Origin of the sequence: Piscinibacterium candidicorallinum (assembly GCF_047549485.1) — a bacterium.
GTDB classification, from domain to species: Bacteria; Pseudomonadota; Gammaproteobacteria; order Burkholderiales; family Burkholderiaceae_C; genus Piscinibacterium; species Piscinibacterium candidicorallinum.
In genome coordinates this window covers 3,619,945-3,641,943 of sequence record NZ_CP180191.1, presented here as the reverse complement: position 1 = coordinate 3,641,943, position 21,999 = coordinate 3,619,945, and the positions used below count along the sequence as shown (strand labels likewise).

The 21,999-nt window shown below is 66.9% G+C and carries 18 protein-coding genes; 5 read left to right on the top strand and 13 right to left on the bottom strand.

The genetic code is table 11. From position 1 onward, the window contains the following. The first annotated feature begins 56 nt into the window (after window positions 1-56). Complete coding sequence (locus ACMDW7_RS16460) at window positions 57-1,370, top strand: MFS transporter (protein WP_377304396.1); 1,314 nt, start codon at window positions 57-59, stop codon at window positions 1,368-1,370. A gap of 209 nt (window positions 1,371-1,579) precedes the next feature. Here ACMDW7_RS16460 and ACMDW7_RS16455 read toward each other — a convergent pair whose 3' ends face one another. Both ACMDW7_RS16455 and ACMDW7_RS16450 read right to left on the bottom strand, forming a co-directional pair. Further along, window positions 1,580-2,545 carry a septation protein IspZ gene (locus ACMDW7_RS16455; protein ID WP_377304394.1) on the bottom strand — a complete coding sequence of 322 codons (966 nt, stop codon included), beginning with the start codon at window positions 2,543-2,545 and terminating at the stop codon, window positions 1,580-1,582. A gap of 68 nt (window positions 2,546-2,613) precedes the next feature. Then, window positions 2,614-3,525 carry an AraC family transcriptional regulator gene (locus ACMDW7_RS16450; RefSeq protein WP_377304392.1) on the bottom strand — a complete coding sequence of 304 codons (912 nt, stop codon included), beginning with the start codon at window positions 3,523-3,525 and terminating at the stop codon, window positions 2,614-2,616. Window positions 3,526-3,596: 71 nt separating this feature from the next. Between ACMDW7_RS16450 and ACMDW7_RS16445 the strand changes: the two genes are divergently transcribed. The 3 genes from ACMDW7_RS16445 to ACMDW7_RS16435 all read left to right on the top strand — a co-directional run bounded on the left by ACMDW7_RS16445 (window position 3,597) and on the right by ACMDW7_RS16435 (window position 4,972). Further along, window positions 3,597-3,986 (top strand): phosphopantetheine adenylyltransferase, encoded by a 390-nt coding sequence (locus tag ACMDW7_RS16445; RefSeq protein ID WP_377304390.1) that lies wholly within the window; start codon window positions 3,597-3,599, stop codon window positions 3,984-3,986. 70 nt (window positions 3,987-4,056) lie between these two features. After that, window positions 4,057-4,446: a VOC family protein gene (locus tag ACMDW7_RS16440; RefSeq protein ID WP_377304388.1), complete on the top strand. Its 390-nt coding sequence runs from the start codon at window positions 4,057-4,059 to the stop codon at window positions 4,444-4,446. A 7-nt stretch (window positions 4,447-4,453) separates the two neighbouring features. Beyond that, window positions 4,454-4,972: a GFA family protein gene (locus ACMDW7_RS16435; RefSeq protein ID WP_377304386.1), complete on the top strand. Its 519-nt coding sequence runs from the start codon at window positions 4,454-4,456 to the stop codon at window positions 4,970-4,972. Between the two features lie 6 nt (window positions 4,973-4,978). Here the strand turns inward: ACMDW7_RS16435 and ACMDW7_RS16430 are convergent, their stop codons facing one another. The 7 genes from ACMDW7_RS16430 to ACMDW7_RS16400 all read right to left on the bottom strand — a co-directional run bounded on the left by ACMDW7_RS16430 (window position 4,979) and on the right by ACMDW7_RS16400 (window position 11,529). Beyond that, window positions 4,979-5,503, bottom strand: a complete 525-nt coding sequence (locus ACMDW7_RS16430) for a hypothetical protein (RefSeq protein WP_377304384.1) — start codon at window positions 5,501-5,503, stop codon at window positions 4,979-4,981. 503 nt (window positions 5,504-6,006) lie between these two features. Next, window positions 6,007-6,966, bottom strand: a complete 960-nt coding sequence (locus ACMDW7_RS16425) for an alpha/beta fold hydrolase (RefSeq protein ID WP_377304382.1) — start codon at window positions 6,964-6,966, stop codon at window positions 6,007-6,009. A gap of 143 nt (window positions 6,967-7,109) precedes the next feature. Beyond that, the gene (locus ACMDW7_RS16420; protein WP_377304380.1) at window positions 7,110-7,478 is read right to left on the bottom strand and encodes a hypothetical protein; all 369 of its coding nucleotides are present in this window, start codon (window positions 7,476-7,478) and stop codon (window positions 7,110-7,112) included. Then, window positions 7,475-8,740 carry an FIST C-terminal domain-containing protein gene (locus tag ACMDW7_RS16415; RefSeq protein ID WP_377304378.1) on the bottom strand — a complete coding sequence of 422 codons (1,266 nt, stop codon included), beginning with the start codon at window positions 8,738-8,740 and terminating at the stop codon, window positions 7,475-7,477. Before ACMDW7_RS16415 ends, ACMDW7_RS16420 begins: the two co-directional genes overlap by 4 nt. 22 nt (window positions 8,741-8,762) lie before the next feature. Next, window positions 8,763-9,452 (bottom strand): PhaM family polyhydroxyalkanoate granule multifunctional regulatory protein, encoded by a 690-nt coding sequence (locus ACMDW7_RS16410; RefSeq protein ID WP_377304376.1) that lies wholly within the window; start codon window positions 9,450-9,452, stop codon window positions 8,763-8,765. 128 nt (window positions 9,453-9,580) lie between these two features. Next, the gene (locus ACMDW7_RS16405; RefSeq protein ID WP_377304375.1) at window positions 9,581-10,291 is read right to left on the bottom strand and encodes a hypothetical protein; all 711 of its coding nucleotides are present in this window, start codon (window positions 10,289-10,291) and stop codon (window positions 9,581-9,583) included. Window positions 10,292-10,533: 242 nt separating this feature from the next. Next, window positions 10,534-11,529: a fumarylacetoacetate hydrolase family protein gene (locus tag ACMDW7_RS16400; RefSeq protein WP_377304373.1), complete on the bottom strand. Its 996-nt coding sequence runs from the start codon at window positions 11,527-11,529 to the stop codon at window positions 10,534-10,536. A gap of 104 nt (window positions 11,530-11,633) precedes the next feature. On the opposite strand from ACMDW7_RS16400, the gene ACMDW7_RS16395 reads away from it, so the two are divergent. After that, entirely contained in the window at window positions 11,634-12,683 is a 1,050-nt protein-coding gene (locus ACMDW7_RS16395) for a DUF3108 domain-containing protein (protein WP_377304371.1), read from the top strand. Here ACMDW7_RS16395 and ACMDW7_RS16390 read toward each other — a convergent pair. From ACMDW7_RS16390 to ACMDW7_RS16375, 4 genes are all read right to left on the bottom strand, one after another. Beyond that, window positions 12,677-13,483: an SDR family oxidoreductase gene (locus tag ACMDW7_RS16390; protein WP_377304369.1), complete on the bottom strand. Its 807-nt coding sequence runs from the start codon at window positions 13,481-13,483 to the stop codon at window positions 12,677-12,679. The two genes, ACMDW7_RS16395 and ACMDW7_RS16390, sit on opposite strands and share 7 nt — an antisense overlap. A 13-nt stretch (window positions 13,484-13,496) precedes the next feature. Beyond that, window positions 13,497-14,726 (bottom strand): PLP-dependent aminotransferase family protein, encoded by a 1,230-nt coding sequence (locus ACMDW7_RS16385; RefSeq protein ID WP_377304367.1) that lies wholly within the window; start codon window positions 14,724-14,726, stop codon window positions 13,497-13,499. Window positions 14,727-15,059: 333 nt separating this feature from the next. Then, window positions 15,060-18,617, bottom strand: a complete 3,558-nt coding sequence (locus ACMDW7_RS16380; protein WP_377304365.1) for an indolepyruvate ferredoxin oxidoreductase family protein — start codon at window positions 18,615-18,617, stop codon at window positions 15,060-15,062. A 380-nt stretch (window positions 18,618-18,997) separates the two neighbouring features. After that, entirely contained in the window at window positions 18,998-21,730 is a 2,733-nt protein-coding gene (locus ACMDW7_RS16375; RefSeq protein ID WP_377304363.1) for a TonB-dependent receptor, read from the bottom strand. Window positions 21,731-21,999 lie beyond the last annotated feature (269 nt).

Genomic DNA, 21,999 nt, shown 5'->3' with positions numbered 1-21,999 from the left:
TGAGCCGATTTTCGGGCTCGCGCCCGCACCGGGCCCCCGCTCAAGAACACGCCCTCATGACCGCCGTATCGCTCACCCCCCGCCAGGAAAGCCGCCTGCTGGCCACGCTGGCCGGCATCCAGTTCACGCACATCCTGGATTTCATGATCATGATGCCGCTGGCGCCGATGCTGACGCGCGCCTTCGGCCTGTCGCCCGCGCAGTTCGGTCTGCTGGTGTCGATCTACACCCTGGCCGCCGCGGTCACGGCCGTTCTGGCGGCCAGCGCGGTGGATCGGTTCGATCGGCGCAAGTTAGTGCTGGCTCTGTATGCAGCCTTCACGCTTGCGACGGCCGCCTGCGCACTCGCGCCAAGCTACTGGACGCTGATGATCGCCCGTGCCGCGGCCGGGGCCTTCGGCGGCGTGCTCGGGGCGATGGTGCAGACCTACATCGGCGACACCATTCCCTACGAGCGTCGCGGCCGCGCCACCGGCATCGTGATGGCGGCGTTCTCGCTGTCCACGGTGGTGGGCGTACCGCTGGGCCTGTTCCTGGCCAGCCACGTGCCGGCGCTGGGCTGGCGCGCGCCGTTCCTGTTTGCCGCGGTGCTGTCGGTGGGCGTGTGGTTCTTCGCGCACACCACGCTGCCGAGCATCCCTGCGCAGATCGGCCCGATGCATGTCGGCCGCGGTATGGCGGGCCTGCTGGCCGCATTCAAGGACGGCTTTGCGCCGATCCGCAGTGCGCTGGCCGACGCAAATCATCTGCGCGCGTATGCCTTCATGGCGCTGATGATGTTTGCCAGCTTCAGCGTGATTCCGTTCATCACCTTGTACCTCACGGCCAACGTTGGCCTGCCCGAGACGCTGCTGCCACTCATGTATCTATTAGGTGGCGCTGGCACGTTCTTCACCAGCCGTTGGTTCGGCAAGCTGGCGGACCGCTACGGCAAGGCGCGCGTATATCGAGTGCTGGCCTTGTGTGCGATGGTGCCGATCCTGCTCATGACCCATCTGCCGCCCGTGCCGGCCTGGGTGGTAATGGTCGTGTCTGCGCTGTTCTTCGTGCTGGTGAGCGGCCGCTTCGCCCCCGGCATGGCAATGGTGACCTCCGCCGGCCAGCCTCGCGTGCGCGGCGCATTCATGACGCTGAACACCGCAGTGGGCAACGCCGCCAGCGGTGCCGCAGCGTTTATGGCCGGGCTGATCGTGGTCAAACAGCCCGACGGCACGCTGCTCAACTACAACGTGGTGGGCTACGTGGCGCTGGCCGCCGGCTTCGTCACGCTCTGGCTCGCCGGGCGGGTCAAGCCCGTGGATGCCGGCCCTGCGCCCGCGCCCGAGCCGCTGCATGTGGCCGAGCCGGCACGAGCCCGCGCAGCTGAATAGATCATTTTCAGCCAAAAATAAAAAATTGGCTTTCCGCTTGTGCTGTGAGGATAGTGGCAGATTCTGATGGCAAAATAATTCGATTTCGGTCGAAAGATAAAGCTTAGAAGGCTGCGTTCTGCCTCATAGCGACCTCGATCGGCTAGCAAGCGGCGCCCGGCCGCGCCGGGCCGTGCGCCTGCGTCATCCGCCACGCAGGCCGCCCGGATTCAGGACGGCGACGCGCCCCCCGCGGCAGGCGCTGCCGGCTCGTCGCGCCGCGCGAACTTCAGCACCACAAAGAACAGCGCCACGCTGATCACGATGTCCACAAAGGTTGTGTAGAACAGCCAGGTGTCGGTGCTGGCCACCTTGGCGACCACCCAGTTCAGCACCGCCATGAACAGGCCCAGACAGCCCAGGCCCAGCGTGAAGCGCGCCGGGTCAATCGGCTGCAGGATGTAGCGCTGCATGCGCACACCGAAGTAGCGCCCGCCGTTGCCCAGCGCATCGCTCAGCATCAGCGCGGCCACGAAGAGCCCGAGGATGGTGCCCTTCATCTTCACCATGTTCTCGTCATCGAACACGAGCGAGAAGCCGGCGCTGACCAGCAGCATGAAGATGCCGAACATCGCCAGCCCGCCCAGCAGGTCCACGCGCACAAAGCGCTGAATGACCACGATGGCCAGCCCCGCGCCCGCACCCACCAGCGCTGCGGTGGTCAGGTTGGTGAACTTGGCCACCACGAAGAACAGCAGGCCCAGGGCAATGTCCACGTAGATGGAGTATTTGTTGCGGTTCCACTGTTCGGTCTGGCGCTGCTGTTCAGCCGTGGCGCGGGCTTGGGCGACCGGGTCGTCGCCACCATCCGCCATCTTGCGCGACCAGTCGGGCCACTCGATCTTGCGGCCGGGGTGGCTCTCATGCACCAGCGCACCGTCAATGTGAACGGCAATGCCGGTCGTCCAGCTGCTGATGTAGCCAGCCGTCACCACCAGACCGCGGCCATCGGGCAGCTGCGTGCGCAGCACGTGGTTGCGCTGCCCGCCGGGCTGCGTGTACTGCGTGCTGTCCTCAGCGAGCACCTGCCCGTCCAGGCTCAGCGTCGTAGTGAGGGTCTTGAAGTCGAAGCGCGTGGCCGCGAGGTAGGTCTTGCCGTCGATCTGAAAGCGGCGCTTGTAGGTCCAGAGGTTCATGGGCGCCATTGTGGGTGGCAGACCAAGCAGGGTCACTTGGGGTTTGCCGCGCTGCGGAAAAAGGCGCGTCAGTAGCCGGTCTGTGTGTGTGGATGGCGCGGGGCGGACGAGCGTGCGCCATGTGTGGCCGTGCTTTCAGCATCGATTTGCACCACCACAGGCGCAAGGGCCAGCAGGGCCGTGGGGCTCATGCCGAACATCTCGCGGAACGCGGCAGACAGGTGCGCGCTGCCGGCCAGACCGGCGTCCAGCGCTGCGCGGGTCAGGTCTGCGCCCGTGCTGCCAGCTGCCCGTCCGCTCGCTGACAGCACCGCCGCGCGCAGGCGCATCCACAGGCGCAGCCGTCGGAAGGGCAGGCCGGTCTCCTGCTTCACCAGATGTTGAAGGCGGCTCTCGGATACACCCAGCGCCGCAGCCCAGTCCGCCAGATCGCGCACGTCGTCGGGCTGGGCGTGCAGGCACGTGACGAGCTGGCGCACCCGCGCGTCGCCCTTGGCGGCGGGTATTGCCTCACCCAGCAGCGCCGCTTCGAGCGGCGCGAGGTGTTGCGATCTTGTGGCCTCGTCGGCCCAGGCCGTGGCGCTGCGCGGCAGATGGCGCAGCGCAGTGCGCAGTGCGTCTTCGCCCGCCAGCGCAAAGCAGGCGTCGGCCTGTTGCTCGGCGCAGCGGGCACGCAGCGCCTTGAGCTCACTGCTGAAGGGGTCGAGGTAGATGAAGGCGTAGTCCCCCGCGCCGGCATTGATCTGGTGCAGGCGGTTCGGTTCGATCAGTGCGGCAGTGCAGCGGCGGTGTCCGGCCTGCGGGCGGCGCGGGTCCAGCGCGAGTTCGAAGGGCGCGTCCAGCGCCACGGCCAGCACGGCCACAGCGTTGCGGTGCGCGCTCAGGCGCAGGCTGGGGCCGAGGTACAGCGCCCGCGTGCCCCAGCTGAGCAGCAGCGGTGCGCAGCCGGTTTCTGAAAGCGTGGCTTCGGCCCTATCCATAGGATGTGCAGACCCGTTCGTCATCGTCTGTGTGTGTCTTACTCGGCGCCTACGCCAGCAAAGGAATCCGCATGCAAGGTCTTGCCAAGGTACTGCTCATCGTCAGTGGAATCATCCATCTTCTGCCGCTGTCTGGCGTGCTGGGCGGCGCACAGCTCGCGCGCCTGTATGGCGTACCGATCGAGGACCCCAATCTGCTCATTCTCATGCGCCACCGCGCCGTGCTCTTCGGCCTGCTGGGCGTGCTGTTGATCGCGGCGGCCTGGCGCGTGGAGCTGCGCACCGCGGCCTACGTGGCCGGGCTGGTGAGCGTGCTCGCCTTCATTGCGGTGGCCTGGATCACGCCCGGGTACAACGCGTTGATCCAGCGGGTAGTTGTAGCCGACTGGATCGCAGCCGCCTGCTTGGTGGGCGCGCTGCTGATCGATGTGTTTGCGCGTCGCAGCGCAGCCATGAGCTAGGCAGGCTCGACCGGCGCACACCTGCGGCGCACAATGCCGTCAGCGCAGAGCGCAGCACCGGGAGGGCGACATGAAGCGAGTCACAGGCATTGGCGGCATCTTCTTCAAGGCGCGTGGTGATTCAGCTGCGCTGGCTGCCTGGTACCAGAAGCATCTGGGTATCGACGTGCAGCCCTGGGGCGGTGCGGCGTTCAGCTGGGCGGGGCCGGACAATCCGCAGGGTGTGGGTACGACGGTCTGGAATGTGAATGCTGCGGACTCCGACTACTTCGCACCCAGCACCGCGAGCTTCATGATCAATTACCGCGTGGCGGATGTTCATGCGCTCATCAAGACCCTGCGTGAAGAGGGCTGCGATGTGCAGGGCGAGGTGCAGGAGTCCGAGTACGGCAAGTTCGGCTGGGTGATGGACCCGGAGGGCAACAAGATCGAGCTGTGGGAGCCGCCGGCGGGGCAGTGAGAAGCCGATGACCGATCTGGAAGATCTGACGGGCGGCTGCGACTGCGGCCAGATGCGCTACCGCATGCATCGCGCGCCGATGTTCGTGAACTGCTGCCATTGCAGCTGGTGCCAGCGCGAGACGGGCAGCGCGTTTGCCGTGAACGCCATGATCGAGACCGACGAGCTGACCTGCACCGCGGGCACGCCGGATCTTGTCGAGACGCCTTCAGAGAGCGGGCTGGGCCAGCAGATCGCGCGTTGCCCGCACTGCCGCGTCGCGCTCTGGAGCCACTACGCGAGCGCCGGGCCGATCATTGCCTTCGTGCGCGTGGGCACACTGGACGCACCGGAGCGCTGCCCGCCGGACGCGCACATCTTCACGCGCTCCAGGCTGCCCTGGGTGCCCTTGCCCGCGGATGTGCCGGCCTTCGAGATCTTCTATGAGCGCGAAAAGCTCTGGCCGGCTGCGAGCCTGGCGCGGCGTGCTGCACTGCTGCCGCGCATCGCCGCGTATCGCGCGCAGCGCGGCCTGCCGCCGCTCTGAGCGCGTTCAGCCGGCCGGCCCGAGGATCCAGCGCAGCCACTCGGGGCGTGCAGCGCGCGCAGGGCACAGGGTCGGCGCGTCTGCGTGGGTGGATCGCGCGGCGAGGCGCTGATCCAGCTGGTCCCAGTCGGCCAGCAACTGCTCTGCGGTTTCGCGCAGGACGGGGTGGAGGCTGCCTGGGCCGGAGAGCTCGGCAAGTTCGGCCAGGTGCCGCTCCACGCGCCAGGCCAGTGCCGCACAGACCTGACCGCTGGCGGCGCGTTGCGCGAAGCTGCTCATCAGCGTGAGCAGCGAGGCAAGCAGGACGGCCTGGCCGTCGTGGCTGAGCGTCTCGCTCGGGTGCTTCGGCGCGTCGTCATCCAATCGCCAGGTCATCAGCGGCGCAGTCATCGGCGGCAAGTCGATGGCGCAAGGGCCTGCGCCGCAGCCCGCCGCGGGCTGGGCCTCGGGCCGCGGTGCGCGCGGGCGAAATGCGAGCACCTGGCCGCTGGGGCCCGTGTTCGGGTCGTGCTGGGGGTCGCGCGGTGGCATGTGGGCGGTCTCGTGTCGCGTCGGCCGATGGCCGGGTGCGGAAGGGCATGACCGACTCCCGCGCGTCGCCCCAAGCCATGGCGCGGGATGGGCGCCTGGGCTGGGTTCGGCTTCGGCCCCAAGGGGGAGGCGGGCTGCCGACCGGCGGGGGGCCGGGCGAACCGATTCGGGAGCAGTCATGGACACATTAAATGCGAATGATTCGCATTTGTCAACGCGGCGACAGCTCAGCGACAGTCTGGGTTAAGAACAAAATCGGCTATCAATTTGAGGTCACCAAAAGATCTCAAGATGCTTTTCAGATAAGCGGAAAGCCGCATATTGCTGATCTGCAACACTTTGAAATCGGCCATAAAGAAGCTCTCACAGACCCCAATCGCAAGAGCGGTGGACCATTCACAGTCGCCGATGCGCCGCAGGGCCGGCTCGGCGCAGGGCACCGGCGCGCGGCCGGGTATCAGGCGCTTGCCAGTCTTGCGCGAGCGCGTGCGCCGCCGTGCCGCTCAAGGCGCCATGAATCCCTTGACCTGCGCCACGGTCCAGGTGAGGTCATCCCACATGATGAAGTGGTAGGCCGTCTCGCTCATGCGGATCTGGACCTTGGGCAGGCCCTGGTACTGCGACTCGAAGATGCCCAGGGTGCTGAGCATGGTCGCACCCATCGGCGCGTAGGCAGCCCAGGCACCCAGCACCAGCGTCGGGGTCTGGATCTTCGGCAGAACTGGGCGCAGATCGAGGCCCCAGAGTTCGCTCATGGCCTGCGCCGTGGTGTTGCGGTCGCTCGCCAGGCCCATGGCCACCACGCGCTCGGTCCCGCCGGGGGCGCGCGTCATGCCGTTGGCGCTGGCCTTGGTCTGCGCGGCAAACACTTCGGGCGAGGCATTGCGCATCTGGTTGCGCATGGCTTCGGCCATGCCCTTCACGCTGTCGGCCGTGGCGCTCGGGTTGCGGATGCCGGCCAGAAAGGGCAGCGAGTCCACGATCACGATGCGATCCAGGGCCGCCGGCTGCTGCACCGCCATGGTCATGGCCAGCACGCCGCCCAGGCTGTGGCCCATCACCACCGGCCGGGCCAGCTTGCGCTCGGCGATGTAGTCGAGCAGGCGGTCGCGCATGGTGTCCAGAAAGCGCGCCTCGGACGCAGTGGGCGAGGCCGGTGCGCCGGCAAAGCCCGGCAGATGCACCATGTGGCACTGCACGCCCGGCTGCAGGGCCTTGCAGGTGTCGGTCCAGACCTCGGCGCCGCTGTTCAGCCCCGGAATCATCAGCACCGGCCGGCCTTCGCCCTGCACGGTGATGCGGATCTCCTTGTAGATCTCGGTGGGGGTGGGCAGCGTGATGGACGTTTCCGTGCTGGGCGCCGCCGGTGCGGCTGCGGTTTGCGCCAGTGCGCTGCCTGCGCCCAGCGCGCCAAGGCTGATCAGTGCGCCGGCCAGATGCTGCGCGAAGTGCTTGCGGGTCATGGGGTGCCTCCCTGTGTGTGGATTACAGGGCGGCATTCTGCACAGGGGCCGATCACGCAAATGCGGGAGTGCGGTGGATGGCCGGAGCGCAGTGCGAATCGACAGCGCAGCGCCATGAATGGCAGCGCTCGTAGCGTCGCGCGTCAGGTCGGCGCGCGGCCCCACATGGCTGCGAGATCCTGTGGCGTCAGCGCGGGCGCGTCGCTGGGGTCGTCCTGCAGGTGCAGGGTCCAGCCACCGGCGATCAGATCGCACAACTGCTGCTCGGCAAAGGCGAGTGCAAGGTTCATGGCTTGCCAGCCGTCCTCGCCCACGATGGGCACGAGCGCACCCACCAGCGGGGCCATGCGCAGGCGTACTTCCCAGCCGCCGTCGGCATTCGGGCTCGGGCGCGAGACGGCCAGATACAGGCTATGCGGTTCGCCGCCCGGGGGCAGCGCCTGCAGTTCGGTGTGCGCAATCCAGTCCGGCAGGCCTGCAGAATCTCCGTCGCCGAGCAGCCGCGCGCTCAAGAGAACACCGCCAGCACGCCCGTGAAGCCGTATAGCCGATCGCGCGCAATCTCGCCGTTGGCGGCAAAGCCGATGACTGGCAGATCCTTCATGTGGTGGGCGATCAGGCCGAGCTCCACGCCAGGCTCATCGAACAGATGCACGCCGCGGCCGTTGCAGCTGATGTAGAGCGCGCCGCGCGGCGCCTTGCCGGCTTCTTCCAGCTCCTCGCGCAGTTCGGTAAGGCAGCGTACGAGGTCTGCGCGCGCCGCCTCGCGGTTGCGGCGGCAGAAGTGCAGGCGGTCGCCCTGCTGTACCTCGTCGGCCAGCGCCACCGCGCGGCGGCGCGGATCGATGCCGATCACACCGCGCACCACGTAGTCACCCACGGCGCCGGGGCTCATGTGCGCCATGCCCACGGTGGCCGCGCTCTCGTTCACGCTGGCAACAGCCATGCCCACGAACAGGCCGCCGGCCAGCTTCTCGCGCAGCATTTCGCCCGGTGGCATGCGGCCGGCGTAGGCGCCCAGGCCCACGTCGCGCAGCAGCACATCGAAGGCCGGTTCGCCGTTGAGTTGCAGCAGCCAGTTGGCGTCGGCCTGCGTCACGGTGTGCGGCTTGGGCGCGGGCCGCCCGGGTGAGCCTGTAACGGGGTGACAGCCCTGTGTGACCTTGACGCGGATGTCCACGCCGATCGCGCTCTGTCCTTCGCCCGTGTTGCCGGTGTCTGCAAAGGCCACGCCGCTCAGGCCGGCGTAGACAAAGCGCTCGGCCAGCTGCGGCGCACTGGGCAAGCCGCTGGTCAGCCCGCCAAACAGGAAGCCGGTGCGCGTGCGCTGCGCGAGCTCGGTGATCAGCACATCCACATCTGGCGTGCGCGGGTCTGCATGCACCAGCGCGAGCGCCTGCGGCCCCTGGGTGGAGGGCAGCACGGGCAGCGGGTGCGTACCGGAGAAGGTCCGCAGAGCCTCGCTCGGCACATCCAGCAGCAGCACGGCCAAGGCCTCGCGCTGCACATATTCCTGCCGGCCGCCGAACACGGTATTGGCGGTGGCGCCGACCCAATGGCGCAGGCCGGTGGCCAGCTTCAGGCGTTCGATGATGCCCTCGGCATGGCCGGAAAAGCCTTCAGACCAGTACGCGATGCCCAGCGTGGCGTTGGAGGTGTAGCGCTCGTCGGCCGCCTGCTCATCGAGCTGGTCGATCACGCGCTCCACGGCCTGCGGCCAGTCGCTGCCGGTGGCGTGGCCGTAGCGGAAGCGGCTGGTGGCGATCAGGCTCATCGCAACAAGGCCGGCGCGCCGCTCAGAGCGCGCGGATGCGCTTGGCGGGCGCCTTGGCAGCGGTCTTGCGCGGTGCGGGCTTGGCGCTGCGCTTGGCCGGGCTGGCCGCCTTGGCCACGCCCTGCGCCACGGCGCGCACCGGCGCTGTGGCCTTGCTGGCAGTCTTGACGGCCGTACTCGCCGCCTTGCTTGCGACCTTCCCGGCCACCTTGCCGGAGGCCTTGACGGCAGATTTCACGACCGACTGTGCCATGGACTGCGCGCCGGCCTTGGCCGCCTGCTCCATCAGTTCGTTCATCGGCCCGCTCATCATGGACCACCACTGCTGCGGGCTGAGCATCTTGCCGGCCATGTCCTGAGCCATCTTCGGCAGCTCCTTCATGGAGCCGCGCTCGCCCTGCGCATCCACCGCCAGGCCGAGACGCGCGAGCTGCGCGACGGTGCCGCGCTGTACTTCCAGCGTCTGCACCGTGGTCTTGAGGATGTTGAGGTTCAGCTCCAGCCACTTCTGCACGGTGCGCAGATCGGTCAGGCGCTTGTCGATCTCGGCCACATCCAGCGTGGGCGTGATGAACTTGGTGAGCGACTCCGCCAGCGGCCCGGCAGCGCCGCTGGGCACGTCCACGTTGCTCCAGACCTGCTTCACAAAGTCCAGGCCCGTGCTCATGGTCGCAAAGGGCAGATTGGCAGCAGACATCAGCTTGTCTTTCACGCGGCGCTCCGGTGGCGGGGGTGTGCGCCAAGTATCGGCCAAAGCCGCGCTGCTGCGTGTGTCTTGCGCTGTGGCTCAGACACGCGGGTTCAAGCCTGCGCGAACGCCTCAGCGCGTCCGCGGCAGGCTCAGGCCGGCTGCAGCCGCGCCGGCCGGCGCAGACGGCGCCAGACAATCCACCCGATGATGAGGAAGGGCAGCAACAGCAGCCCCAGGCCGATGAAGAGGATGAGCGGGATGCCGATCACCACGAACAGCACCGCGCCAATCGCGAGCAGGATCCAGTCGCCCACGCCCATGTCCAGCGCGCTGAACCAGGCCTGAAACGCTGCCACCTGCGCCTGCGCCCAGGCCACGCTGCGCTCAATGATGCCGGCCACCGCGCCGTCCACCTGCGGCAGGGCCTTGCCCACCTCACCAGCGATCACCCCTTCCACCTTGGCCTGCGCCGCTTCCACGGCGCCCTGCACCTTGGCTGTGGCTCCGGCCACGGCGCCTTCGGCCTGCGCACCGATGCCCTCTACCTTGGCACCCAGCGCCTCGACCTTGGCGCCTGCCGCTTCGGCCGCGCGCTGTGCCTGCTCGGCGGTGGACTGCATCGTCTGGCCTGCGGCCTGGGTGACGCCCTGCACGGCCGCCTGCCCGGCTTGCGTGGCCTGCTGCGCCGCGGCCTCGGCCGAGCGCTGCGCTGCTTGAGCGGCCTGGCTTGCCGCCTGCGTGGCGGACTGCACCGCAGTCTGCGCAGGTTCATTGGCCCACGCGGGTGCCGTCGCCAGCGTGGCGCACAGCAGCGCAGCAGCGCTCAAGCGGGTGGGAAAGACGGGGTTCGAGCGGGACATCACGGACTCCACAGGCAATGCATCGACAGCGTGATCAGACCGCGTTGCAGCACGTGCGTTCGTCGGGGTTTGCCCGGGCGGGTGATGCCCGGACTGGAGCCCGCGGCTGCCAGCGCGAGTCCCGTTGCGGTTCAAGAAAGCTTCTCCGCTTATCTGGTGCGGCTTTCCAGCCATTTTGGTCTGGAAAGCCTTGTCCAGAGCCGATCTCGCCCTTCACATCCGGGCGCGATCGGTCCGGCGGCCTACCACTTCACCACGGTCTGGTCGATGGCGCCGAAGATGCTCTGCTTCTTGCCGTCGAACATCTCGATGCGGATGGTGTCGCCGAACTTCATGAATTCGGTCTGCGGCTTGCCGTGCTTGATGGTCTCGATGGCGCGCACTTCAGCAATGCAGCTGTAGCCCACGCTGTCGTCCTCGTTGGCGGACTTGTTCGAGATGGTGCCGCTGCCGATGATCGAGCCGGCGCGCGCGCGGCGGGTCTTGGCTACATGGGCCACGAGCGTGGGGAAGTTGAAGACCATGTCGACTCCGGCATCTGCCTGGCCCACGCGCTTGCCGTTCCAGGTCACGGTCAGCTTGCGGTGCAGCTTGCCGTCTTGCCAGGCATCGCCCAGCTCGTCGGGTGTCACGGCCACCGGCGAAAAGCTCGTGGCCGGCTTGCTCTGGACAAAGCCGAAGCCCTTGGCGAGCTCGGCCGGAATCAGGTTGCGCAGACTCCAGTCGTTCACCAGCATCAGCAGCTTGATGTGCTCAGCGGCCTTGGCCGGCGTCACGCCAAAGGGCACGTCATCGGTGATCACGGCCACTTCGCCCTCGAAGTCGATGCCCCAGGCTTCATCGGCAAAGGCGGCCGCATCGGTCGGGCCGATGAAGTCGTCGCTGCCGCCCTGGTACATCAGCGGGTCGTGCCAGAAGCTCTCGGGCATGTCGGCATTGCGCGCCTTGCGCACCAGCTCCACGTGGTTCACGTAGGCCGAGCCGTCCGCCCACTGGTAGGCACGCGGCAGCGGCGCCATGCAGTTCTTGGGGTCGAAGGCAAAGGCGTGGCGCGTGGCCTTGCCCTGGTTCAGGCTGTCGTAGAGGTCCTGCAGCTGTGGCGCGAGGTAGGCCCAGTCGTCCAGCACGCGCTGCAGGGTGGGCGCAATGTGGGTGGCCAGGTGCGCCTGCGTGAGGTCCTGGGAGACAACGGCCAGCTGGCCGTCGCGGGTGCCGTCCTTGAGGGTGGCGAGCTTCATGGGTCTCGTCTTTCTGAGGGATGCCGGGCCTGTGGGCCTTGCGTTGAGCGCGAAGGCCGCAATTATCGCCGCGCTGCTATGGTGCGGCGGCTTGCCTTGCCCCCATGGACACCGCCCGCCTTCAACGCATTGCCGTCTTTGCCGCGCTCACGATCGGCCTGCACGCGCTCGCCTTCTGGCTGCTGGCACGCACTGCGCCTGAACCTCCGGCGCCGCGTGGCGAGCCGGTGAGCTTTGACCTGAGCACCTGGGCGCAGAGCCTGCCGACGCTGGAGTCGCGGCCTGAAGCACAGCGCCCAAGCGCGCCGCAGCCTGCGGCAAGCAGCGTCCCCAAGCCGAGCAGCGATCGCCCCGCACCCGCGCGGCAGGCTGGCCCGTCACCGGTCGTAGGTGCACCCGTCGGCACCGCCGCCGCGCCCAGCAAAGATGCCGGCCGCGCGCCGGATGCCCGCCCCAACACTGGCGCACCGCAGGGCGTGGATGCCAGCGCTCTGCTCGCCCGGCGCATGCTGCTGCGCACGCAGGTGCTGGCTGGCCCCGCCGATGCGCCGCAGCCTGTGGCCGAGGGCACGCAGACCTTCACGCACGACGGCAAGGCCTGGCAGATCGAATCCGAAAGCAATGCCCCCGACGGTGGTCGCCGCAACCGCTTTGCCGAAACCAGCGAAGGCCGCTTCGGCGAGCGCGGCCTGGTGCCTGAGCGCTATGGCGAGAAGCGCGGCACCCGCGGCGAGCGGGCCACGCACTTCCAATGGCAGAAGGCCGTGCTCAGCTTCTCGGCCCGCACCGATCAACTGCCGCTACCCGAGGGCGTGCAGGATCGCTTGTGCGTGCGCTGGCAGATCGGCCTCATCATGCAGACCCGCCCTGAGCTGCAGCGCGAGGGCGCACAGTTCACCGTGCCCGTGGCCAGCACCACGGAACTCATGGACTGGCGCTTCACCGTGATGGGCCGCGAACAGATCACGGTCGGCAGCCAGAGCGTGATCGCCTGGCGCCTGCAGCGCGCGGCCGATGCCGAGCGCGTGTTCGACCAGCAGGTGAGCGTGTGGCTCGCGCCTTCACTGGGCTGGGCGCCGGTGAAGCTGCGCCTGCTCGGTACTCAGGGGCGGGTAGTGGAGGTGGTGGCGACTGAGGTGGCGCTGGATCAGTGATCCGCGTTCGGTGCGGCCACTGCACCGGCCAGGATGCCGCCGTCCAGATTGAGCTCGGCCCCGGTCATGTAGGTCGCTTCGTCGGAGGCGAGCAGCAGCGCCACGGCGGCAACTTCATGGGGCGTGCCAAAGCGCTTTAGCGGGCAGTCCCGGACAAACTCGCGCATATTGGCCTCGCGCTCCTGCCCGCTGCCCAGCATCGGCTCCCACATGGGGGTGAGAATTGCGGCCGGGTGGATGGAGTTGCAGCGGATCGGCAGACCCTGCTCGGCGCAGTACAGCGCCACGCTCTTGGTGTGGTTGCGTACTGCAGCCTTCGAGGAGGCGTAGGCCGCCGCCGCCGGAATGCCCACCAGCCCCGAGCGCGACGAGATGTTGATGATCGACCCCGCCGATCCGCTCTGGCGCATGGCGCGGATGGCGTGTTTGCAGCCCAGGAACACGCCGTCGAGATTCGTGGCGTGCACCGCGCGCCAGTGGGCAAGCTCGGCGTGCTCCGGATCGTGCGCCACCATGCCGGACTCGAAGCCCGTGATGCCGGCGTTGTTGACCACGATATTCAGCGCCTTTCGTTCCGCCAGCACCCGCGTCGTGGCGGCCTGCCAGTGCGCTTCGTCGCGCACGTCGAGGTGCAGAGCGCTCGCGCCATCACCCAGCACCGCTGCGGTCTGTCTTACCGCAGCTTCGTCGATGTCGGTCAGATAGACGAAGGCGCCCTCGCGGCAAAAGGCCTGCGCGATGGCGGCGCCGATGCCGCGCGCCGCGCCGGTGATGAGGGCCGTCTTTCCCTTGAGCCTCATCCTTGCACCTCCGTTACAGCGCCTTCTTGATCACCTCCGCCAGCACCTTCACCCCCGCGCGGATCTTCTCCGGCGGCACGGTGACAAAGGACAGGCGCAGGGTGTTGGGGGTGATCTCGTTGGCGTAGAAGGGCGCGCCGGGCACGAAGGCCACATTCGCAGCCACGGCGGCGTCCAGCAGCTTCATCGTGTCGATGCCCTCGGGCAGGGTGAGCCAGAGGAACATGCCGCCTTCGGGCACGGTGAAGTGCACACCCGCTGGCAGGTGCTCGCGCAGGCTCTCGATCATCACGCTGCACTGGTTCTTGTAGAGCGCGCGGATCTTGGGCAGGTGCTCGGTGAGAAAGCCGCTGCTCACGACCTGATGCACAGCCATCTGGCTGATGGTGGCGGTATGCAGGTCGGTGGCCTGCTTGGCCTGCACCAGCTTGTTCATGAGCGCCTTGGGCGCGGCGATGTAGCCCAGACGCAGGCCGGGGGCCAGGGTCTTGGAGAAGCTGCCCATGCGCACCACGTTCTCACAGCCGAGTTCGGCGGCAATCGACAGCAGCATGGGCTGGGGCTGGCCTTCGTAGCGCAAGTCGCCGTAGGGGTCGTCCTCGATCACCAGCAGGTTCAGATCCACGGCCTTCTGCACCAGGGCGCGGCGGCGGTCTTCGTGCAGGGTGCGGCCCGTGGGGTTCTGGAAATTGGGCAGGGCGTACAGGAAGGCGGCGCCTTCGCGCAGCTCGGGCGTGATCGCGTCCGGTACCAGGCCTTCGTCATCCGAGGCCACGCTGCGGTAGCTCGGCTCGAACAGATTGAAGGCCTGCAGCGCGCCCAGGTAGGTGGGCGTTTCCACCAGCACCGGCTGGCCGGGGTTGATCAGCACCTTGCCTAGCAGGTCGAGCGCCTGCTGGCTGCCGGACACCAGCAGGATGTTCTCGGCGGTGACCCGGGCACCCTTGGCATTGAGATCGGCCGCGATCCATTCACGCAGGGGCATGAAGCCTTCGGTCGGGCCGTACTGCAGCGCCGCCTTGCCGCGTGTGTTGAGCACGGCATCAAAGGCGTCCTTCATGACCTCGATGGGGAAGGTCTCGGGCGAGGGCAGGCCGCCGGCAAAGGAGATCACTTCCGGCCGCTCCGTGACCTTGAGGATCTCGCGGATGATGGAGCTGGTGATCTTCTGCGCGCGCTGGGAGAACACGTAGGGCGTGGTGGCGGCGGTCGAGGTGGCGGACTTCGGAAGCGGTGCGTTCATGGCGGTCTTTCAATGTGCCCAGCGCTCTCATGCGCAGGCAGGTGTTCGAGTGTGCGCGCAGATGGCGGCGTAGCGGTCGGCTGGTTTTGCCGGGGCAGTTGACGGACTGGCCCTCAGCCCGGGATTCGAAAGCTAGATCGAGCATTCATGCGGCTTTCCAGGCCAAATTGGCTGGAAAGCCGCATGGGACAAGCGGAAAGCCATGCTCGGCCCAATAGGACGCAGCCAAATTGGCAGGATTGACCGGCGCTGAGCCCGGGGATTCGGCGGGCATGCCCGCTGCCGGGCGAAGAGTCGCGGCTTGCAAGCCGCGACCCCCTGCTCCCGACCCCATCAAGCGGCAGACGCCGCTTTGATGGGGATTACGGGAGCGGTGAACTGCTTCATCAGCAGCTCCTTCTTCGCCTTCGCCTCGTGCACCGCCTTCTCCTTCACGTGGCCGTAGCCGCGGATCTGGTCGGGCAGGCTGGCGAGTTCCACGGCCACCTTCAGGTTGTCGGCTGACAGCTTGGGCAGCAGGGCATCGATCATCTGCTCGTACTCGCTGATCAGCGCGCGCTCCATCCTGCGCTCCTCGGTCTTGCCGAACACGTCCAGCCAGGTGCCGCGGAACTTGCGCATCTTGGCCAGATACTTGAACGCGGTGAACACCCAGGGGCCGTACTGGCCCTTCTTGAGCGTGCCGTCCGGGTTCTTCTTGGCCAGCAGGGGCGGGGCGAGATAGAAGTTGAGCTTGTAGTCGCCCTCGAACTGGCTGGCGATCTTCTCGGCAAAGCCGCTTTCGGCATACAGGCGGGCGACTTCGTATTCGTCCTTGTAGGCCATGAGCTTGAAGAAGAATCTCGACACGGCCATGGAGAGCTTGTCGCCCCCAATCTTTGCCTCGGCGGCGCGCACCTTGTTCACCAGGTTCACGTAACGCTGCGCGTAGGCGGCGTCCTGGTACTTGGTGAGGAACTCGGTGCGGTCGGTGATGACTTCGTCCACCGTCTTGCTTACACGCTTGATCTCAACCACGTTGCTCTCGGGATCGGCAATGCGCTTCACAGCTTCGAGATCGTGCGCGGCGTAGCGGCCCCACTCGAAGGCCTGCTTGTTCTGCTCGACCGACACGCCGTTCAGTTCAATGGCGCGCATCAGCGTCTCGAGCCGCAGTGGCAGCCAGCCACGCTGCCAGGCAAAGCCCATCACGAAGGGGTTCGTGTACAGGCCATCACCGAGCAGCTTGGTGGCCAGCGCGGACGCGTCGACAAAGGCCACATTGGCCGGATCGGCCACGGCCTCGTGGATGTCGCGCGTGGTGTCGGCGCCCGGGAAGCTCCAGTTGCGGTTCTTGATGAACTCGGCCGTGGGGCTCACGGCGCTGTTCATCACGACCTTGGTGTGGTGCTCGCGGATCTTGCCCAGGGTCTCGTTGTAGGCGCTGACGATCTGGTCGCAGCCCAGAATCAGGTCCGCCTCGCCGGTCGCGATGCGCGTCGCAAACAGGTCTTCCTGACGCGGCGCGATCTGCACATGGCTCCACACCGCGCCACCCTTCTGCGCCAGGCCGGCCATGTCCAGCACGCTCAGGCCCTTGCCTTCCAGGTGCGCCGCCATGCCGATCAGCTGGCCGATGGTGACCACGCCGGTGCCGCCCACGCCGGTGATCAGCGTGGAGTGGGTGCCGGTCAGCTCGGGGATCACCGGTTCGGGCAGGGCAGGAATACTCACCTTCCCGGTGCCCTTGCCCTTCTTGAGCTTGCCGCCTTCGACGGTGACGAAGCTCGGGCAGAAGCCCTTCAGGCAGGAGAAGTCCTTGTTGCAGGAGCTCTGGTTGATCTTGCGCTTGGTGCCGTATTCGGTCTCCAGCGGCTCCACGGACAGGCAGTTGGACTTCACGGAACAGTCGCCACAGCCTTCGCAGACCGCCTCGTTGATCACGGTGCGGCGCGCGGGGTCGGGGAAGCTGGGCTTGCCGTCCACGATCTTCTTGCGGCGGCGGCGCTTCTCGCTGGCGCATGTCTGGTCGTAGATCAGGATGGTGCAGCCCGGAGTCTCGCGCAGCTCGCGCTGCACGGCGTCGAGGTCGTCGCGGTGGCGGATGGTGGTGCCCGCCGGCAATTGGATGGCGGCGTTGTACTTCTCCGGCTCGTCGGTGACCACGACGATCTTCTTGGCGCCTTCCGCATGCATCTGGTTGGCGATGTGCGGCACGGAGATCATGCCGTCCACCGGCTGGCCACCGGTCATGGCCACGGCGTCGTTGTAGAGAATCTTGTAGGTGATGTTCACACCCGCGGCGATCGCGGCGCGGATGGCCGTGCTGCCGGAGTGGAAGTAGGTGCCGTCACCGAGGTTCGCGAAGATGTGCTGGGTCTCGGTGAAGGGGGCCTGGCCGATCCAGGGCACGCCTTCGCCGCCCATCTGCGTGAAGGTCTCGGTGCCACGGTCCATCCAGGTGGCCATGTAGTGGCAGCCGATGCCGCCGAGTGCGCGCGAGCCTTCGGGCACCACGGTGCTGGTGTTGTGCGGGCAGCCCGAGCAGAACCAGGGCTTGCGGTCTGCCGTGACGCGCGGCTTGGCCAGTGCGCGTTCCTTGGCCTCGATGATGGCGATGCGCGCCTCGATGCGCGAGCGCACGTCGGCACTGAGTTCGATGCCGAGCGCCGTATTGAGAATGCGGCTGGCAATGGCCTTGGCAATCATCGCCGGGCTGAACTCGTAGTGCGCCGGCAGCAGCCACTGGCCGTGCGGCATGGCCCATTCGCCCTTTTCGTCGAACTTGCCGATCACGCGCGGGCGCTGGCCGTCCGGGAAGTTGTATAGCTCCTCCTTGAGCTGGTACTCGATCATCTGGCGCTTTTCTTCCACCACCAGAATCTCGCGCAGGCCGCGGGCAAATTCCTGCACGCCCTGGCTTTCCAGCGGCCAGACCATGCCGACCTTGTACAGACGCAGGCCGATCTGCGCACAGGTGCGCTCATCGAGCCCCAGGTCTTCCAGCGCCTGACGCGTGTCGAGATAGGCCTTGCCCGTGGAGACGATGCCCAGCTTGGCGTTGGGCGAGTCGTAGACCGTGTAGTTGAGCTTGTTGGCGCGGCAGTAGGCCAGCGCGGCGTAGGCCTTGTAGTCGAGCAGGCGCGCTTCCTGCGCCAGCGGGGTGTCGGGCCAGCGGATGTTCAGGCCGTCGGGCGGCAGGCGGAAATCCGGGATCACGATGTTCACGCGCTCCGGGTCCACCATCACGCGCGCGGTGGCTTCCACCACCTCCGTCACGACCTTGAAGCCCACCCACACACCGGCGTAGCGGCTCATGGCGTAGGCATGCACGCCCAGGTCCAGATACTCCTGCACGGTGGCCGGGAAGAACACCGGGATCATGCAGGCCTTCAGGATGTGGTCGCTCTGATGCGGCAGGGTGCTGCTCTTGGCAGAGTGATCATCGCCCGCCAGCACGATCACGCCGCCGTGCTTGCTGGTGCCGGCCGCGTTGGCATGCTTGAAGACATCGCCGCAGCGGTCCACGCCCGGACCCTTGCCGTACCACATGCCGTAGACGCCGTCGTACTTGGCGCCCTGGTACATGTTGACCTGCTGCGTGCCCCATACGCTGGTGGCGGCCAGGTCTTCGTTCAGGCCGGGCTGGAAGTGGACGTGATGCTTCTTGAGGTACTTGCTGGCTTTCCAGGCCATCTGGTCCACACCGCCCAGGGGGCTGCCGCGGTAGCCGGTCAAAAAGCCGGCGGTGTTCAGGCCGGCCATCTGGTCGCGCAGGCGTTGCAGCATCAGCAGGCGCAACAGGGCCTGCGTGCCGCTCATGTAGGCGGCGCCACGCTCCAGCGTGTAGCGGTCATCCAGGGTGACGTTGGATAGTGCGGCGCGGACTTCGGCCGACAGGGGGGCGTTCATGTGATGGACTCCTGCCAAACATTGTGTATTTGGTCGCCCGGTGCGAACAGCTGCGGTAACGCTGTTGCATTGTGGTCTTGTGGACCGCATTCGGCCAGAGCGCGCCTGCTTTGCGCCGCCCCGGTCAGGCGATGGTCAATTGAGCGGGGTGCAAACCCCGAAAGACCGCGCATTCTGAGGCTTGCAGCGGGGGCTTGCAAGGGTCAGTGGCACCAGTTCAGCTCACACCGGCGGATTGCTTGCGATGCAATCATCAGCAGCTCCGATCGCTCGCGGGGCCGTGCCCCGCACGACAGCCTGCGGACGAAAAAACGGGGAGGCCGAAGCCTCCCCGTCTGGAACACGGCCGTACCGGGCGGTACGGCTTCACGCGAAGCGCGTCAGTTGAACGCGTACCGGGCACCGAAGGTGAAGTACGCACCCTGCGGACTGTGCCATTCCAGGTTTGCCGGGCGCACCAGCGGATCGGCCGGCGGCTTCTTGTTCGTGGCATTGCGAACGCTGAGCGAAAGCGTCAGGTTCTTGATGCCGCGGTACTCGGTGCCGAGATCCAGGGTGGTGAAGTCAGACACCTCGCAGATGCCGAGATACACGGACGAGGGCGCTGCGTTGCTGCAGGTGGCCGCGGCCGTGGCGTCTCCGGCGCTGTAGGGCTTGAAGCGCGACAGGTGATTCACTGCGGCGCGGTGCGTCCATGCGCCGTAGTCCCAGCTGGTGGACAGCGTGGCCCGCGTACGCGGGTAGTCGCGGTAGCCGAGCTGGCTCACGAACGGGCTCGAGGCTGTACCGGCGATGCGGTACTGGTCATAGAAGGTCAGCAGCAGGCTGCTGGACAGCCGACCCATGTCGCCCAGCGAGTTGCGCACTCGCACATCCAGATCCACGCCACGCAGCTTGGTACGGCCGAAGTTGAAGAAGCCGCTGCGGATGACCTGGATCGGGCCGACCGTCTGGCCCGGCGCCGGCTGGCCTCGCACCACCCGACCGGCATAGCGCGGATCGGGGTTGTCTTCGTTGCGCAGGATCTCGTTGAGATCAAGGATATTGATCTCGTTGCGGCGCGTGATCCAGAAGTAGTCCAGCGACATCGAGACATCGCGCGAGGCCTCGAACACCGCACCCAGGTTGTAGGTCTTGGCCTTCTCGGGCTGCACGTTCGGGTTGGCTTCGATCAGCAGGCCAATCGGCTGGAAGCACTCATTCTGCGAGCCATCGATACACAGCTTCGGATCTTCCACCGTGGTGAAGGCCGACACCGAGCTCTTGCTGATTTCGGTCAGCGAGGGCGCGCGGAAGCCTTCGGCATAGCTGCCGCGGAACTTCCACTTCGTGTTCGGCGCCCAGGTGGCGGCCAGCTTGGGTGTGGTCGAGGAGCCGTAGTCGGAGTAGCGGTCCGAGCGCACCGCCACCTGCGCTTCTAGGCCCTTCAGGACCGGCAGGTTCAGTTCGGTGTAGAGGCTGGTCACATTGCGCGAGCCTTGGGCCGAGGCGGCGCCGTAGCCGATGATCTCGCCCTGCACCTTCAGCGGGTCGGGTGTGGCCGTACGTTCTTCGCGGCGGAACTCGGCGCCCAGCGCGATGGCGGCCGTGCCGCCGGGCAGCGCAAACAACTCGCGCGAACCCTTCACGTCAAAAATCGCAAAGCTGGATTTGGCCTCATCCTTGGAGTTCACGCGCAGCTGTGCGGCGGTGACCGATCCGGCGCTCGGGTTCAGGAAGTTGTAGGTGCCGTTCAGCACCGCCTGTGTGAACACTGAGGTGCGGATCTGGTTGGTCGCGATCGCATCCGTGCGGTTTTCGTTGTAGAGCAGGGCGGATTCAAGATCCCAGCCGGCCAGCGAACCCTTGACACCCAGCAGTGCGCGCACCGTGTCGCTCTTCACATCCACGCCGGTGGGGCCGACATCGGAGAAGCGATAGCGGTAGGCGACGAAGTCACCCGTGGGGTTGGAGGGGTTGTTGGGCGGCAGCACTTCAGGGATGTTGACGATGCGGCCCGGGCCTGAAGCGAACCAGGAGCCGAAATCGCCGGCCACCTGCGGCGGGCTGACGTACTTGGTCTTGACCTGGTTGAAGCCCAGCTCGGCAAAGGCCTGGAAGGCGCTGCCGAGCTCGATCGTGCCGCGCGTGAAGACGCTGGCGCGATCGCTCTTGGGCACGATCTCCTGGAATTCCCAGATGTCGTAGCGGCAGAGTTGCTCGCCCGGACGCTGCAGGCCCGGCGGGCAGGGATTGGCGCTGGCGGCGCCGGCATTGGTGAAGATGAAGGACTCACCCAGCGTGGCCGGGTTGTAGACGAAGCCCGGGAACAGATTGAGCTGCGGCGCATAGGACGAGAACGCGCGCTGGCCGGTGCGGTAGCGGGTCGAGTTGAAGAACTGCGGGCGATTCAGGAAGTCCTCGGCGTCGCGGAAGCTCACGCGCTCGCGGGAGTACACATCGATGTTGCCGAACAGGTTGTATCGGTCAGCGGCAATGTCGCCCACACCGAAGGTGGCATTGACGTTCGCCGTGTTGTAGAGGCCCTTGGTGTTGGTCGAGCCGGTGGCGCCCAGCAGTGCACCCTTGAAGTCGCGCCGCAGGATGATGTTGACCACACCCGCGATGGCTTCCGAGCCGTAGATGGCCGAGGCGCCGTCCTTGAGCACCTCAATGCGCTCGACCACGTCCAGCGGGATCGAATCGAGGTTCACCGCGGCACTCTGGCCGAAGTTCGGGTCAGCCAGGCCATAGGGCGCCACGCGGCGGCCATTGAGCAGCACCAGGGTTGCGGCGCTGCCCAGCCCGCGCAGCGACACGGTGGATGCGCCGGAAGAAAAGCTGTTGGCCCCGGTCAGGTCGTTGAGACCGCCGGTGGCGTTTGAGGGCAGCGTGCGCAGCACTTCGGTGATCGACTGCTTGCCGGAGCGGCGGATTTCTTCGGCGGTGATCACCTGGATAGGCGCGGCGGTTTCGGTGTCGGTGCGCTTGATGTTCGAGCCGGTGACCTCGACGCGTTCAATTCGAGTGGGCTGCGTTTCGCCAGGGGTGCCTGGCGCGGTCTGGGCTTGGGCACCGACGAGCGGCGCCCCGAATGCACCAGCGAGCACCATGGCGATACAGGTGTGCTTCATGGGAGGGGTCCTTGGGGGTAATGAACGGGATTGCATCCGTGTTGACCCGGATCGGGTTAACACTGACCGGTTGCAAGCCCATCATGTTTAGCGCGTCGACTTCAGCGAGGCACGAAAAAGCGACACGTCTGTGCCGCAGACGATACGGATTGCGCGGTGTTTAGGCCTACTGAACGGTACAGAAAGCCCTGTAGCCGATGGGTCTTTGACGTGCAACGCGGTTGCTTTGTTTGTGCGGTGGTTGGCACGGAGTTGCGCGTGCGTCGCGC